Below are 16036 nucleotides of genomic sequence, written 5' to 3' on the forward strand. Positions count from 1 at the left end.
CGCGGGTCCCGCTCGTTCCTGCGGGCCGCCGTGTTCACCGGGGCCGGCCAGGCGCTGCTGCGTGCGACCGCGCCCGGCGGACGCGCGCGCTGGGAGCGGACGAACCACGCCGGGCGGACCGTCGGGCTGTACGCCGGGCCCGCCTCGGCGCCGGCCACGGCGGCGGCCGCCGCCCGGGTCCGCCCGGCCGCCGGGCTCGCCGTGCCGGCCGCCGGGGTCTGCGGCGCCTACGACGACGTGGCCGGGGACGATCGGCGCGGTTTCCGGGCGCATCTCGGTGCGCTGCGGGACGGCGAGGTCACCAGCGGGGCGGTCAAGCTGTTCGGGATCTCCGTGGCCGGGCTGGCGGCGGGGGCCGTGCTGAAGGAGCGGTTCGCCGACAGGGTGCTGGCGGGTGTCGTCATCGCCGGGGCCGCGCACTTCGTCAACCTGGTCGACGTACGGCCGGGGCGGGCGGCGGGCGCGGTGCTCGCGCTGGGGGCGCCCGGGCTGCTGCGCGGGGGGCCGGGTGCGGAACTGACCGGGGCGGCCCTCGGCGGTGCCGCGGCCGTGCTGCCCGGTGACCTCGGGGAGCGCGTGATGATCGGGGACGCGGGCGCGCACGCCCTGGGTGCGGCGCTCGGGGTCGCCGTGGTGGCGTGCAACCGGCGCGCGGGATTGGCGGCGCACGCCGCCGCGGTGGTCGCGGCCGCGGTGTACGGCGACCGGGTGAGCGCGTGGGCGCGGGCGCTGTGAGCCTCTGACCTTGCCGTACGGGCTCGGGGCGGGGCGCTGTGAGCCGACTGCCTCTCACTCGTACGGGTGACATGCTCCGGCGCGCTGACCCGGCCCGCCGCGCTGTGCGCTTTCCCGTATTTCCCGGAAGGGCCGGAGTTCCTGGCATGCTTGGCAGGTAACACAGGGCGGGTGGCGGGTTCGACGCTGTGTGGGCGGCGGACCGAACGCGATGCGGGTGGCGGATTCCACGCGGTGTGTGCGGCGGGCCGGGCCCAGTGCGGGCGGGCGGCGCGTGGCACGCCCGCACGCCCCTCTCCGCCCGACACCGCCCGCTACCTTCTGTACGTTCCTTGTGACCGCCAGCGCCGAGTCAGGAGCCCCGGCCCCGTGAGCCCCGTGAGCAGCAACGCACCGCACGGCCAGTCGCCGCTGCGCACCGTGCAGGTGCTGGGCGGGGGCAACGCCGGCAGCAGCGCGCACGTACGCTCCCTGGCCGAGGGGCTCGTCGCCCGGGGCGTGCGGGTCACGGTGTGCGCCCCCGTCGAGGCCGAGCACGCCTACGACTTCACCGGCACCGGTGCCGACCACGTGCACGTGCCGCGCAGCAGCGACCCGGCCTCCGTGGCCGCGCTCCGCGCGGCCTGCGCGGACGCCGACCTGGTGCACGCGCACGGCCTGCACGCCTCCTTCCGCGCCGTGCTCGCGCTCGGCGGGCGCCGCACCCCGCTCGTGGTCACCTGGCACGACCGGGCCCGGGCCGAGGGCGCGCGGGCGCATCTGCTGCGGCTGCTGGAGCGGCGCGTGATGCGGACGGCCGCCGTGGTGCTCGGCACCACCTCGGACCTGGTGGACCGGGCCCGCCGGACGGGCGCCCGGGACGCCAGGCTCGCGGCCGTTGCACTGCCCGGCGGCCGCCGGCCCGTCGACCCGGACGACCCCGACCGGCTGCGGCCCAAGATCCGTGCCGAACTCGGCGCCACCGGACGCCCGTTGCTCATGGCCGTCGGCTCCCTCGACCACCGGCGCGGCTACGACGTCCTGCTGGACGCCGCCCGGGCCTGGCGTGACCTCGACCCGGTGCCGCTGGTCGTCGTCGCGGGGGAGGGGCCGCTGCGCCCGGCGCTCCAGCGGCGGATCGAGGACGAGGAGCTGCCGGTGCGGCTCGTCGGGCTGCGCGAGGACGTCCCCGAACTGCTCACGGCCGCCGACCTGGCGCTGCTGACCAGCAGGTGGGAGTCGCGGTCCGTGCTCGCCCAGGAGGCGCTGCACGCCCGCGTCCCGCTCGTCGCCACGCGGGTCGGCGGCATCCCGGACCTCGTGGGCGACGCCGCCGAACTCGTCCCGCACGACGACGCGGAGGCGCTGTCCGACGCCGTCGTCCGCCTGCTGGCCGATCCCGAGCGGCGTGAGCTGCTGCGGGAGCGGGGCACGCGGCAGGCGGCGACCTGGCCGACGGAGGACGAGACCGTCGCCCAGGTGCTCAGCGTCTACGACGAGTTGACCCGGCCGACGCCGCTCGCCTGAGCCCGCTCGCGCGTCAGGTTCTCAGCCCCCTGTCCCGGGCGCGTGCCGGCGGGCCCGCAGGGCGAGACTCAACGCCAGTACGGTCTGCGGGTCGTCGAGGTCGGTGCCCAGCAACTCCCCGATGCGGGCCAGGCGGTTGTAGAGGGTCTGGCGGTTCAGGTGCAGCTCGCGCGCGGTCTCCGCCTTGCGGCCCGCGTGCGCCAGGTAGGTCTCGAGCGTGGGCAGCAGCGGCGGCTTGGAGCGGTGGTCGTGGTCGCGCAGCGGGCCGATCGCGCGGTCCACGAACGCGGCCAGGTCCGGATGCTCGCGCAGCCGCCACAGCAGCAGGTCGATGTCGAGACGGCGGGCGTCGTACCAGGGCCGGTCGGTCAGGCCCTGGGCCGCCGTCGCCGTCTCCGCCGCGTGCCTCAGCCCCGCCGACGCGGCCGCCCAGCCGCCGGCCACCCCGACCACCACCACCGGGGGCGGCGCGCCGGGCCGCCGCATGCCGGCCCGATCCACGCCCGCCCGCAGCGCGGCCGCCACCCGGTCGGCGACCGCCGACCGCTCCGACTCCGAGCGCAGCCCCAGCAGCACCGGCACCCGGCCCTCGACCGGCCGCACCCCGAGCAGCACGGGCACCCCCACGGCCGCCAGTTCCTCCGCGACCGCGCGCGCGAGCACCGCCCAGCCCCCGCCCGGCGAGAGGGAGTCGCCGACCCGCATGACGACCGGCAGCAGCGGGCCGTCGCCGGGCTTGAAGCCGAGCACCCGGGCCTGTGCCGGGGCGTCCTCCGCGGTGATGCGGCCCTCGGCGAGGTCGGTGAGGAAGTCGCCGCGCCCCCGGGCCGCCAGTTCCTCCTCCTGCCGGGCCTGCATCAGCACCACGGCCAGGATGCCCGCGGCCCGCTCGGCCGCGATCCGGTGCACCGGGGCCAGCGGGGAGCGGACCGGCAGCAGCACCAGCCGGGCCCGCACCGCCCCCGGACCACCGCCGGGCCCGCCGCCGGGCACGTCGACGAGCACCGAACCGGCGGGCGGCGGCGCGTCCTTGTGCGGATGGCGCAGCCCCTCCCACACCTGCAGCGGATCGGCGCCCTCGGGACCGGACCCGGCCGCGTACAGCAACCGGCCGTCCGACGCCTCCAGGAACACCGGGTTGCCGCTGAAGTCGGCCAGGATGCCCAGCACCTGGGGCACCCCGCCGCCGCCCAGCAGGGCCTCGGTGCACCGCCGGTGGACCTCCTCCGCCCGCTGGAGCAGCGCGTAGTGGCCGTTGACGATCTCGGTGTGGATCTCCTCGGTGACGGTCACGAACGGCACCTCGCGGTGCAGCTGGACCAGCGGCAGCCCCGCGCCGCGGGCGGTGTCCACCAGGGCGGCGGGCAGCCGGGTGAAGCGCGGGCCCAGCTCCACCACCAGCGCGGCGATCCCGCGCTCGGCCAGCGTGCGCACGAACGCCCGCTGGTCGGCGGGGCGGGTGCCCAGGCCGTACCCCGTGGTGAGCAGCAGCTCGCCGCCCTTGAGGAGCGAGGCGATGTTGGGCACCTCGCCCGCGTGCACCCAGCGCACGGTGCGCCCCAGCCGGTCGGACCCGGCGAGGATCTCCGGGAGCCCGCTGCGCAGTCCGGGCAGTTCGAGCGCCCGCTGAACGGTGATCCCGGCTCCCTGGGTGGCGAATCTGCTGTCCGTGCCGCTGTCCATGCAGCGGACGCTACCTGCGCAAACGCCCGGACGACAGATCGGGGCGCCGCGGCTGGGTCATGCACTTCGCGGAGCCGGCCTAGACCGGCCGGATGTTGTGGTTGAAGCGGAAGACGTTGTCGGGGTCGTACCGGCGCTTGACCTTCTCCAGCCGCAGCAGGTTCCCGGCGCCCAGCCCCGCGCGCACCCGCTCGCCGCCCTCCTCGCCGATGAAGTTCAGGTACACGGCGCCCGTGCTCCACGCCCGGACGGCCGCGCGCACCTCCCGCACCCAGGCGACCGCCCGCCCGTCGTCGGCGGGGTCCTCCCAGACCGCTAAGGGGTGGACCGCCCAGGCCGCGTCCCGGTAGGGGACCGGGTACTCGTGCGGACCGGCGGCGATCGCGCCTCCCTGCGGGAACAGCAGGTGCTGGGTGGAGGTCGGCACCGGCATGCTCTCGGCGCTGGCGCAGAAGGCGTCCACCGCCTCGTCGGGCAGACCGTCGAGGTACTCCGCCGACCAGTGGTTCCGCTGACCGGGCGGAGCGTCCAGCATGCACTGGAGGTCCACGTAGGGCAGGTCGCCGACCAGCGCCGCCTCGTGCGGCAGCGCCAGCAGCGGCCGGGCGAGCTTGCGCAGGTCGTCCTCGCCGCCCGCGTAGGTCAGCAGCCCGGCGCACACCAGCTCGCCCACCCGTTCCGGCGGTACGAACCCCTCGGGCGGGCCGGTCAGGTACAGCACCGCGCCGCTCAGCTCGTCCGGGCCGCCGGTGAGGACCTCGCGGAAGACGCGGACCACGTCCGGGCCGTACCGCGGCTCGTACAGCAGCAGGGCGATCGAGAACTCGGGGAGTTCGTGGAGCTCCAGGGTGAGCGCCGTGGCGACGCCGAAGTTGCCGCCGCCGCCGTGCAGGGCCCAGAACAGCTCGGGGTTCTCGTCGGCGTTCGCGTGCACCCGCTCCGCGTCGGCGGTCACCAGCTCCACGCCGAGGAGGTTGTCGACGGCGAGGCCGAAGGTGCGGTCGAGCCAGCCGGTGCCGCCGCCCAGGACGAAGCCGCCCACGCCGGTCGTGGAGGCGCGGCCGCCGGTGGTCGCCAGTCCGTGCGGCTGGGTGGCCCGGTCCAGGTGGCTCATCGTGGCGCCGCCCCCGATCCGCACCGCCTCGGCCGCCGGGTCGACGGTCACCTCATGCATCCGGCGCAGGTCGACCACCAGCGCGCCGTCGCCGAGGGCCGAGCCGGCGACGCTGTGCCCGCCGCCGCGCACCGCGATCGGCAGGTCCAGGTCCCTGCCGAACCGCACCGCGCGCACCACGTCGGCCGCGTCCGCGCACTGGGCGATCACGGCCGGACGCCGGTCGATCATGGCGTTGAAGACCTCGCGGGCCTCGTCGTAGCCGGCGTCCCCGGGGGCGAACACGTCGCCGACCAGATCCTCACGGAGCGCCTCGAGGGCCGCGCCCGCCTTCGAAGGGGAAGCCATGGCCGCCCCCTTTCCGGGAAGGGGGGATGTGTCCGCTCCCCAGCCTAGGGGGGAGCACTCCCGGCAGCGCGGGAACGGGTCCCCGCGCTGCCGGGCGCCTAGCCGCCGTACGCCCCGGACGCCGTCAGCCGCAGCGCGGTGTCGATCAGCGGCACGTGGCTGAAGGCCTGCGGGAAGTTGCCGACCTGGCGCTGGAGCCTGGGGTCCCACTCCTCGGCGAGCAGACCGAGGTCGTTGCGCAGCGCCAGGAGCTTCTCGAACAGCTTGCGGGCCTCGTCCACCCGGCCGATCATCGCCAGGTCGTCCGCCATCCAGAAGGAGCAGGCCAGGAAGGCGCCCTCGTCACCCGGCAGGCCGTCGACACCCTCGCTCTGGCCCTCGGTCGGATAGCGCAGGATGAACCCGTCCGGGGTGGACAGCTCGCGCTGGATCGCCTCGATCGTGCCGATCACCCGCTTGTCGTCCGGCGGCAGGAAGCCCATCTGCGGGATCAGCAGCAGCGAGGCGTCCAGTTCCTGGGAGCCGTAGGACTGGGTGAAGGTGTTGCGCTCCTTGTCGTAGCCCTTCTCGCACACGTCCCGGTGGATGTCGTCGCGCAGTTCCTTCCAGCGCTCCAGCGGGCCGTCCGCGTCACCGGACTGGATCAGCTTGATCGTGCGGTCCACCGCCACCCAGGCCATCACCTTGGAGTGCACGAAATGCCGGCGCGGTCCGCGCACCTCCCAGATGCCCTCGTCCGGCTCCTGCCAGTGGTCCTCCAGGTAGCGGATCAGCTTCAGCTGGAGCAGCGAGGCGTAGTCGTTGCGGGCCAGGCCGGTCATGTGGGCCAGGTGCAGGGCCTCGGTGACCTCGCCGTACACGTCCAGCTGGAGCTGGTGCGCCGCGCCGTTGCCGACCCGGACCGGGCCCGAGCGCTCATAGCCCGGCAGCCAGTCCAGCTCGGCCTCGCCCAGCTCGCGCTCGCCCGCGATGCCGTACATGATCTGCAGGTTCTCGGGATCGCCGGCCACCGCGCGCAGCAGCCACTCGCGCCAGGCGCGGGCCTCCTCGCGGTACCCGGTGCGCAGCAGCGAGGACAGGGTGATCGCCGCGTCGCGCAGCCAGGTGTAGCGGTAGTCCCAGTTGCGGACGCCGCCGATGTCCTCGGGCAGGGAGGTGGTGGGGGCCGCGACGATGCCGCCGGTGGGGGCGTAGGTCAGCGCCTTCAGGGTGATCAGCGAGCGGACCACCGCCTCGCGGTACGGACCGTGGTACGTGCAGTGCTCGACCCAGTCGCGCCAGAAGGTCTCCGTCGCCTCCAGCGACAGCTCCGGCTCCGGGAGAGCCGGCGGCTGCTTGTGCGAGGGCTCCCAGGAGATGGTGAACGCGATCCGGTCACCCGGGGCGACGGTGAAGTCGGCGTAGGTCGTCAGCGCCTTGCCGTAGGTCTCGGCCTCCGTGTCGAACCACACGGAGTCGGGTCCGGCGACCGCCACCGTGCGGCCCTCGTGCTTGTGCACCCAGGGCACCACGCGGCCGTAGGAGAACCGCATGCGCAGGACGGAGCGCATCGGCACCCGGCCGGTGACGCCCTCCACGATCCGGATCAGCTGCGGGGCGCCGTCACGCGGAGGCATGAAATCCGTCACGCGCACGGTGCCGCGCGGGGTGTCCCACTCCGACTCCAGGATCAGTGAGTCGCCGCGGTAGGTGCGCCGCGCCGCTGTGGGCGGCGGGGAGTCGGCCGCGTGCGCCGGGCCGAGCCGCCAGAAGCCGTGCTCCTCGGTGCCCAGCAGGCCGGCGAAGATGGCATGCGAGTCGAAGCGGGGCAGGCACAGCCAGTCGACCGTGCCGTCCCGGCAGACCAGGGCAGCGGTCTGCATGTCTCCGATGAGTGCGTAGTCTTCGATGCGCCCGGCCACGTGCAACTCCAGTCGAACGGCCACGTCACCCCCGCACAGGGGGGCTGTCGCTAGTGCGGTCAAGGGGGTCGTTGTTGTGCGTCGTTGAGCGGTGAAGCAAAGCAGCCCGCCGAGCCCTGAGGCAAAACGACAGTCCTTGCTCAACGAACTGCCGCGCTCTCGTTGTTCCGGCTGATGGTGGCGGGGGTGTGCCGTCGTTCCGGCCGGGCTCGGCAGCGAATGTCCGAGCAGGATACGACGCACGTAGATGATCCGCGTGCCGCTCCGGGCAACCTGTGTGGGCCGAACGAGTGAGCGGCCGGTGATGACCATGTGACCGATGCGTGCCGTGACGACGCGTGTGCCGGGGGTCGCGTGTCGGCCCGGACGCGGAGCGTGGCCGGAAGCCATCCCGGCCAGGCGCTGTTACGCTGGTAGCCCGTGGACCGGTGGGAGAGACAAACCCCCGAACCGCAGCGACGGCGCCCCCGGAAGCATCCGGTCCGGCAGCCGCCCCGCACGACAGCCAGCGACCACGGGAGCCCCCTCTTGGCCATGCCGCCGAAATCTACGACGACCAAGCACATCTTCGTCACCGGGGGTGTCGCCTCCTCGCTCGGCAAGGGCCTCACCGCCTCCAGCCTGGGCATGCTGCTCAAGGCCCGCGGACTGCGCGTCGTCATGCAGAAGCTCGACCCGTACCTGAACGTCGACCCGGGCACGATGAACCCCTTCCAGCACGGTGAGGTGTTCGTCACCAACGACGGCGCCGAGACCGACCTGGACATCGGCCACTACGAGCGCTTCCTCGACCGTGACCTGGACGGCTCCGCCAACGTCACCACCGGTCAGGTCTACTCGACCGTGATCGCCAAGGAGCGGCGCGGCGAGTACCTGGGCGACACCGTGCAGGTCATCCCGCACATCACCAACGAGATCAAGCACCGCATCCGCCGGATGGCGACCGACGAGGTGGACGTCGTCATCACCGAGGTCGGCGGCACGGTCGGCGACATCGAGTCGCTGCCGTTCCTGGAGACCGTCCGCCAGGTCCGCCACGAGGTCGGCCGGGACAACGTCTTCGTCGTGCACATCTCGCTGCTGCCCTACATCGGCCCCTCGGGCGAGCTGAAGACCAAGCCGACCCAGCACTCCGTCGCCGCGCTGCGCAACATCGGTATCCAGCCGGACGCGATCGTGCTGCGCTGCGACCGCGAGGTGCCTACCGCGATCAAGCGGAAGATCTCGCTGATGTGCGACGTCGACGAGGACGCCGTGGTGGCGTGCCCCGACGCCCGCTCGATCTACGACATCCCGAAGACCGTGCACGGCGAGGGCCTGGACGCCTACGTCGTCCGCAAGCTGGACCTGCCGTTCCGCGACGTGGACTGGACGACCTGGGACGACCTGCTCGACCGCGTCCACAACCCCGACCACGAGATCACCCTCGCCCTGGTCGGCAAGTACATCGACCTGCCCGACGCCTACCTGTCGGTGACCGAGGCGCTGCGCGCCGGTGGTTTCGCCAACAAGGCCCGCGTCAAGATCAAGTGGGTCACCTCCGACGACTGCAAGACCCCGGCCGGCGCCAAGGCCCAGCTGGCCGACGTCGACGGCATCTGCATCCCGGGCGGCTTCGGCGACCGCGGCGTGCTCGGCAAGGTCGGCGCGATCCGCTACGCCCGCGAGAACAAGATCCCGCTGCTCGGCCTCTGCCTCGGCCTGCAGTGCATCGTGATCGAGGCGGCACGCAACCTGGCCGACATCCCGGACGCCAACTCCACCGAGTTCGACCCGGCCACCGGCCACCCGGTCATCTCCACGATGGCCGAGCAGATGGACATCGTCGCCGGTGAGGGCGACATGGGCGGCACCATGCGGCTCGGCATGTACCCGGCGAAGCTGGCCGAGGGCTCCATCGTGCGCGAGGTGTACGACGGCAAGGAGTACGTCGAGGAGCGGCACCGCCACCGCTACGAGGTGAACAACGCCTACCGCGCCGAGCTGGAGAAGAAGGCCGGTGTCCTCTTCTCGGGCACCTCGCCGGACGGCAAGCTCGTCGAGTACGTGGAGTACCCGCGTGACGTCCACCCGTACCTGGTCGCCACGCAGGCCCACCCCGAGCTGCGCTCGCGGCCGACGCGCCCGCACCCGCTGTTCGCCGGCCTGGTGAAGGCCTCGGTCGAGCGGAAGATCGCCAAGTAACACACCGGTTGTACGGTGGCCGGGGTGCGCACCTTCGAAGGTGGGCACCCCGGCCTTCGTACCCCGGCTTGCGTACAGGGCCGGATTCTCGCCTGCGTGTGTGGAAGGACAGGGCATGACGATCAAGGACACCCCCGAGGAGTGGGAGATCCGCGCGACGGAGACCCCCTTCACGGGCAACAAGACCTCCGTGCGCACGGACGACGTCGTCATGCCCGACGGCTCCGTGGCCCGCCGCGACTACCAGGTCCACCCCGGCTCGGTCGCCGTCCTCGCCCTGGACGAGGAGGACCGGGTGCTGCTCATCAACCAGTACCGCCACCCCGTGCGGCACAAGCTGTGGGAGATCCCGGCAGGGCTGCTGGACGTGCCCGGCGAGAACCCGCTGCACGCCGCCCAGCGCGAGTTGTACGAGGAGGCGCACGTCAAGGCCGAGGACTGGCGGGTGCTGACCGACGTCTACACCACCCCCGGCGGCTGCGACGAGGCCGTACGGATCTTCCTCGCCCGCGATCTGTCGGACGCCGAGGGCGCGCGCTTCGAGGCGGAGCACGAGGAGACCGACATGGAGCACGCGCGCGTGCCGGTCGACGAGCTGGTGCGCCTGGTGCTCGCCGGTGACGTGCACAACAACTGCCTGGTGGTCGGGGTCCTCTCCCTGGTGGCCGCTCGCGGCGGGGACGGTGAGGACGCCCTGCGTCCGGCCGACGCGCCGTGGCCCGCGCGCCCCTTCGCGTCCTGACACCACCCACCCGTCCATCGGTGTGACCATCGCCTGATCCGATCGGGCGACCTGCCCGCCGCGCTCCTCATGGAACGTCGCAGAGCGTGAACTAGGCTCTGGAAACGCCCGTACCGGGAAGACCCGGCGGGGTTGCGCGTGCGGTGGGACGGGAGTGTGGCCCGTGGCGGATCAGGCGGTGGACACAGGCGGAGCGCGGCTGTCCGCGCTCGGGGCCGCGGAGGACCATTTCCTGGGCCGCACGCGGGAGTTGAAGGAGCTGCGGGCCGACATCGAGCGCGCGGGCCTGGACACCCTGTCCGGCCGCAAGGCACCCCGCGCGCGCGTGCTCCTCATCGCGGGCGCGCCCGGCTCCGGCCGGACCGCCCTCGCCGCGGAACTCGCCCGGCAGGTAGCCGAGCGTTACCCCGACGGGGTGCTGCGGGCCCGGCTCAGCGAGCCCGACGGCACCCCGGTACCCGTCGAGCACACCGCGCGCGAACTGCTCGCCGCCCTGGGCGTGCGGGCCCCCGCCGGGGCCGCCGAGGACGAGCTGACCGAGGCGCTGCGCGCCGCCCTCGCCGGCCGGCGCGCTCTGCTCCTGCTGGACGACGCGGCCGGCGCCGAGCAGGTCGACGCGCTGCTGCCGGACGCCCCCGACTGCCTGGCGGTCGCCGTCTCCGGCGGGCCGCTCACCGGCATCGCGGACGTCCGCCCCTGCACCCTGGGCGGCCTCGACACCAAGTCCGCGGTGGAACTGCTCACCCGCCACACCGGCTCCGTCCGCATCACCGTCGACCCGCGCTCCGCCGAGAGCCTGGCGGAGGCGTGCCAGGGCCGGCCCGCCGCGCTCACCCTGGCCGGGGGCTGGCTGGCCTCCCGGCCCCAGGCGGCCGTCTCCGACCTCGCCAAGCGGATGCACGCCGACCTGGAGGACGGCGCCGACGGCAGCCCGCTGGCCCGGATCTTCCGGCTCGTGCACGACCAGCTGCCCGGTCAGGCCGCCCGTACGCTGCGCCTGCTCCACCTGGCCCCGGCCGGCCTGGTCGACCCGCACACCGCCTCGGCCCTGGCCGGCTGCTCGGTGGGCTCGGCCCGCGCCGCCCTGGACGACTTCGTCGCCCTCGGCCTGCTGCGCGCGGTCGACTCCCCGCTGCCCGAGTACGAGGTCCCCGGCTGTCTGCACCCCCTGATGCGCTCCCTCGCCGGGAGCCTGGAGCGCCCGGCGGAGCTCCAGCTGGCCACCGCCCGCATGCTGGAGCGGACCGTACGGCTGCTGCAGTCGTGCCGGCTGATCACCGAGACGGACAGCCCGCAGGCCCGGGAGAAGCTCCAGGAGATGCCCCGGGCGCTGCGCTTTCCCACGCCCCGGGCGGCCGCCGAGTGGCTGCGGGTCCGCAGGCCCGCCCTGCTGGCCGCCGTCCGCCTGGCCGTCGCCGACGGGGAGCTGGACACCCTCGCCCGCAGGCTGATGTCCCAGCTGGTCAGGGCCATGGCCGCGCACGTCGGCACGCAGGCGGCCGCGCCCGACCTGTACGGGGTGCACGGCCTGGTCCTGGACGTCGCCGAGCGGCGCGGACTGCACCGGGAGAAGGCCGCCGCCCTGCTGAACCTGGGCGATCTGGACGCCCAGACCGGCCGCACCCGGGCCGCGCTCGGCCGCTACCGGGCCGCTCTGGACGCCGGACGCGAGGCGAGCGACCCGTACGCCACCGGCCGCGCGATGGAATCCGTAGGAGGCGCGCACCAGGAGCTGGGGGACTACGACCGGGCCGCCGACTGGTTCGGCCGGGCACTCGCCGAACGGCTGGCCCGGGGCGAGCGCCCGGAGGCCGCCCGGCTGTACGGCCGCATCGCCACCGCGCACACCTACGCGGGCCGCTACGGCGAGGCGCTCAGGAACTGGCGGGCGGCCGCCGCCGGGTACCGCAAGAACGGTGATGTGGCCGGGCACGCAAGGGCGTTGAGCGAGGTGGCCCGGGTCCAGGAGTACGCGGGCCGGCCCGCGGAATCACTGCGGACCTGCCAGGAGGCGGTGGAGTGGGCGCGGCGTGCCGAGGACGTCCGGCTGCAGGCCGCGCTGCAGCTCCGGCTGGCCGACACCCTGGACCGGCTCGGCGACCCCACATCCGCCCACCTGCACCGGGCGGCGGCCGAGCGCATGCTGGGTGAGGAACGCCAGGAGGACGACTCCAGCCCGGAACAGGACGCTGAAGCCTGCGAAATCCGTACCGCATCCGAAGAAGATTGATGCAATGAAAGGCTAGACAGCCGGAACACCTTCATTAGACTGGCTCTGCCGCTCGTTCTCCGGCGGTGTCTCCCGGTATGCCGTCGCATGTCTGGGTACGTCTGTAATGCACCCCCATACCCCCTGAGCCAAGGACCGTGATCGACGTGAAGGTCGGCATCCCCCGCGAGGTCAAGAACAACGAGTTCCGGGTGGCCATCACCCCCGCCGGTGTGCACGAGCTGGTGCGCAACGGCCACCAGGTCGTCGTCGAGCGGGGCGCCGGCCTCGGCTCCTCGATCACGGACGAGGAGTACGTCTCCGCAGGTGCCGGGATCCTCGACACGGCCGACGAGGTGTGGGCCGCCGCCGACCTGCTGCTGAAGGTCAAGGAGCCCATCGCGGAGGAGTACCACCGCCTCCGCAAGGACCAGATCCTCTTCACCTACCTGCATCTGGCCGCCTCCAAGGAGTGCACGGACGCGCTCCTCGAGTCCGGCACCACGGCCATCGCCTACGAGACCGTCGAGCTGCCGAACCGCGCGCTGCCGCTGCTCGCCCCGATGTCCGAGGTCGCGGGCCGGCTGGCCCCGCAGGTCGGCGCCTACCACCTGATGCGCGCGGCCGGCGGCCGTGGCGTGCTGCCGGGCGGCGTCCCGGGCGTGACCCCGGCCAAGGCCGTCGTCATCGGCGGCGGTGTCTCCGGCTGGAACGCCACCCAGGTCGCCGTCGGCATGGGCTTCGACGTGACCCTGCTCGACCGCGACATCAACAAGCTGCGCGAGGCCGACAAGATCTTCGGCACGAAGGTCAAGGCGATCATGTCCAACTCCTTCGAGCTGGAGAAGGCCGTCCTCGACGCCGACCTCGTCATCGGCGCGGTCCTCATCCCGGGCGCCAAGGCCCCGAAGCTGGTCACCAACGAGCTCGTGGCCCGCATGAAGCCCGGAAGTGTCCTTGTCGACATCGCGATCGACCAGGGCGGCTGCTTCGAGGACTCCCGTCCCACCACGCACGCCGAGCCGACCTTCAAGGTCCACAACTCGGTCTTCTACTGCGTCGCCAACATGCCGGGCGGCGTGCCCAACACCTCCACCAACGCCCTCACCAACGCGACGCTGCCGTACATCGTCTCCGTCGCCAACAACGGCTGGGTCGAGGCGCTGCGCCGCGACGCCGCGCTCGCCAAGGGTCTCAACACCCATGACGGCAAGGTCGTTTACAAGGAGGTCGCCGAGGCCCTCGGTCTGGAGCACGTGGAGCTCGAGTCGCTGCTCGGCTGAGCCGTCCTGCCTGGTGAGTCGCTAAGTCACCGCCAGCCAAAAGGCGATTCGTCAACACGGATCGTCAACGACACACACCCGGCCGGACCTTGCCCGACAAGGTCCGGCCGGATGTGTGTATGGTCACTTTGCGGCTCTCGGTCAACTCGCCTCGAACGTAACCCTTCGACCGATTCGCACACCGGTGAAACCTGCTGTGCGACGGCCTTACGCCCTTGACAGCGGGATGTTTCATTGCCGACACATCCTGCCGGGTCCGGCGGATTGTGTTGCTGCGGACCGCCGACACGCCATAGAGTCGCCAACCGTCGGCATGGTGCCACGCTGACCTTGTCTAGAAGTTTCCTGGTCACCAAGGAGGTAAGACGACTTGTGAATGAGTCGACATTTTCTCCCGGGGGTGGTCAACCAGGAATGCCTGTACGGGGCCAGGGCTCCGAGGGATTCGAGGCTGTCGGCTCCGTCGCAGTGCGCACCTTCGCAGCCCACCAGAGTCCGGGGCCGAAGACGGTCCGGACAGCACACCAGAGCATGGATGGCCATCACGTGAACGCCATGGCCGGCGACGGAAGTGGCGCGCCCCACAACCACTTCGCCGACTACGACGAACTGCCCGAGGGGCACTTCTACGACCCCGACGCCGAGTACGAGCCCGATCCGGAGTACGCGGCCACGCTCGCGCCCGACGCGGCCCGCCAGCGCCGTGAGCGCATCGGTCCGACCGGACGCCCGCTGCCGTACTTCCCGATCCCGGGCCCGCTGACCGACCACGGCCCCGCGAAGATCATCGCGATGTGCAACCAGAAGGGCGGCGTCGGCAAGACGACGTCGACCATCAACCTGGGTGCCGCGCTCGCGGAGTACGGCCGGCGCGTGCTGCTCGTGGACTTCGACCCGCAGGGCGCGCTGTCGGTGGGTCTCGGTGTCAACCCGATGGAGCTCGACCTCACGGTCTACAACCTGCTCATGGAGCGGGGCATGTCGGCGGACGAGGTCCTGCTGAAGACCGCGGTCCCCAACATGGACCTGCTGCCGTCCAACATCGACCTGTCGGCGGCGGAGGTCCAGCTGGTCTCCGAGGTCGCCCGCGAGTCGACCCTCCAGCGGGCCCTGAAGCCCCTGATGGACGACTACGACTACATCGTCATCGACTGCCAGCCCTCGCTCGGCCTGCTCACCGTCAACGCGTTGACGGCCGCGCACAAGGTGATCGTGCCGCTGGAGTGCGAGTTCTTCGCGCTGCGCGGTGTGGCCCTGCTGACCGAGACGATCGAGAAGGTCCAGGAGCGGCTCAACCCCGAGCTGGAACTGGACGGCATCCTCGCCACCATGTACGACTCGCGCACCGTGCACAGCCGTGAGGTGCTCGCGCGTGTCGTCGAGGCGTTCGACGACCACGTCTACCACACGGTCATCGGCCGCACCGTCCGCTTCCCGGAGACCACGGTCGCCGGTGAGCCGATCACCACGTACGCCTCCAACTCCGTGGGTGCCGCCGCCTACCGCCAGCTCGCCAGGGAGGTGCTCGCCCGGTGTCACGCCGAGTGAGTCTGCCGGGGGCCGACGAACTCTTCCGTACGACAGGGGGGATGGCGCTCCAGCCGTCCACGCCCCGGCGCGGGGCGGGCGGTGAGGCCCGGGTGCCGGCTCCCGCGGGGGAGAGCGACGACGCCGCGGCCGCCGAGGACGCGCCGCCGTCGGTGCCCGTGCGGGGCGGTGACGGCGAGGGTGCGGAGCATGTGGCGGCGGAGGCGGACCCGGCGGAGACGGGCGAGTCCCGGACCCGGCCGGCCCGGCGCCAGGCGGCGCAGGAGGGTTCTTCTGCCGCCGATGCCCAGCAGCCCCGCAAGCGGGGCCGGGCGGCGGCCCGGCGGCCCAGCGGGCGCGAGCGGCACGACGAGAAGATCACGGTGTACGTCTCGGCCGAGGAGCTCATGGACCTCGAGCACGCGCGTCTCGTGCTGAGGGGCGAGCACGGGCTCGCCGTCGACCGCGGCCGCATCGTCCGCGAGGCGGTCGCGGTGGTCCTCGCCGATCTGGAGTCCCGAGGGGACGCGAGCATCCTGGTCCGGCGGCTGCGGGGTCGGTAGTCGGCCCGGCGGGCGCCAAGCGGTAGCCTGCGACGGCCATGACCTCGAACGACGCACCCGCCCCCGGCCCAGGCGCCGGCCGCAGGCGCGCCCTGGGCCGAGGACCGGGCACCACCCGCCCCGAACCGACGGTCCCGTCCGGGGACCCGCGGGACCCCACCGCGCACGAGCCCGCACCGCCGCCGCGGGCGACAAGCCCGGAGACCGACGTACAGCCGTCCCCGCCCCGGCAGCCCACAGC

The 16036-nt window shown here is 73.1% G+C and carries 11 protein-coding genes and 1 pseudogene; 9 read left to right on the forward strand and 3 right to left on the reverse strand.

Annotated elements, in window-relative coordinates:
• The first annotated feature begins 18 nt into the window (after positions 1-18).
• Both V7E45_RS21060 and V7E45_RS21065 read left to right on the forward strand, forming a co-directional pair.
• Positions 19-735, forward strand: a complete 717-nt coding sequence (locus tag V7E45_RS21060) for a hypothetical protein (protein ID WP_443056116.1) — start codon at positions 19-21, stop codon at positions 733-735.
• Between the two features lie 369 nt (positions 736-1104).
• Entirely contained in the window at positions 1105-2241 is a 1137-nt protein-coding gene (locus tag V7E45_RS21065; RefSeq protein WP_333775747.1) for a glycosyltransferase family 4 protein, read from the forward strand.
• A 21-nt stretch (positions 2242-2262) separates the two neighbouring features.
• On the opposite strand, the gene V7E45_RS21070 is transcribed toward V7E45_RS21065, so the two are convergent.
• From V7E45_RS21070 to V7E45_RS21080, 3 genes are all read right to left on the reverse strand, one after another.
• Positions 2263-3924 carry a PucR family transcriptional regulator gene (locus tag V7E45_RS21070; protein WP_333775748.1) on the reverse strand — a complete coding sequence of 554 codons (1662 nt, stop codon included), beginning with the start codon at positions 3922-3924 and terminating at the stop codon, positions 2263-2265.
• A 79-nt stretch (positions 3925-4003) separates the two neighbouring features.
• On the reverse strand, positions 4004-5386 hold the full coding sequence (locus V7E45_RS21075) for an FAD-binding oxidoreductase (RefSeq protein ID WP_333775749.1): 1383 nt from the start codon (positions 5384-5386) through the stop codon (positions 4004-4006).
• Positions 5387-5484: 98 nt separating this feature from the next.
• A complete protein-coding gene (locus V7E45_RS21080) occupies positions 5485-7287 on the reverse strand; it encodes a glycoside hydrolase family 15 protein (RefSeq protein WP_333775758.1) in 1803 nt (600 codons plus the stop codon).
• Positions 7288-7821: 534 nt separating this feature from the next.
• Here V7E45_RS21080 and V7E45_RS21085 point away from each other — a divergent pair.
• The 7 genes and pseudogenes from V7E45_RS21085 to V7E45_RS21115 form a co-directional block, all read left to right on the forward strand.
• Positions 7822-9471 carry a CTP synthase gene (locus V7E45_RS21085; RefSeq protein ID WP_333775750.1) on the forward strand — a complete coding sequence of 550 codons (1650 nt, stop codon included), beginning with the start codon at positions 7822-7824 and terminating at the stop codon, positions 9469-9471.
• 115 nt (positions 9472-9586) lie between these two features.
• Positions 9587-10213 carry an NUDIX hydrolase gene (locus V7E45_RS21090; RefSeq protein ID WP_333775751.1) on the forward strand — a complete coding sequence of 209 codons (627 nt, stop codon included), beginning with the start codon at positions 9587-9589 and terminating at the stop codon, positions 10211-10213.
• A gap of 163 nt (positions 10214-10376) precedes the next feature.
• The gene (locus tag V7E45_RS21095; RefSeq protein WP_333775752.1) at positions 10377-12443 is read left to right on the forward strand and encodes a tetratricopeptide repeat protein; all 2067 of its coding nucleotides are present in this window, start codon (positions 10377-10379) and stop codon (positions 12441-12443) included.
• Positions 12444-12580: 137 nt separating this feature from the next.
• A complete protein-coding gene (gene ald, locus V7E45_RS21100; protein WP_333775753.1) occupies positions 12581-13705 on the forward strand; it encodes an alanine dehydrogenase in 1125 nt (374 codons plus the stop codon).
• Between the two features lie 414 nt (positions 13706-14119).
• Positions 14120-15253 carry a ParA family protein gene (locus V7E45_RS21105; RefSeq protein ID WP_317442534.1) on the forward strand — a complete coding sequence of 378 codons (1134 nt, stop codon included), beginning with the start codon at positions 14120-14122 and terminating at the stop codon, positions 15251-15253.
• Positions 15238-15795, forward strand: coding sequence for a hypothetical protein (locus V7E45_RS21110; protein ID WP_333775754.1), 558 nt, complete (start codon positions 15238-15240; stop codon positions 15793-15795). The genes V7E45_RS21105 and V7E45_RS21110 overlap by 16 nt, the downstream gene beginning before the upstream one ends.
• Positions 15796-15833: 38 nt before the next feature.
• Positions 15834-16036 (forward strand): annotated as a pseudogene (locus V7E45_RS21115) (segregation/condensation protein A); the annotation flags it as partial.

The organism is Streptomyces sp. IBSBF 3136, from assembly GCF_036815105.1.
Taxonomy (GTDB): Bacteria; Actinomycetota; Actinomycetes; order Streptomycetales; family Streptomycetaceae; genus Streptomyces.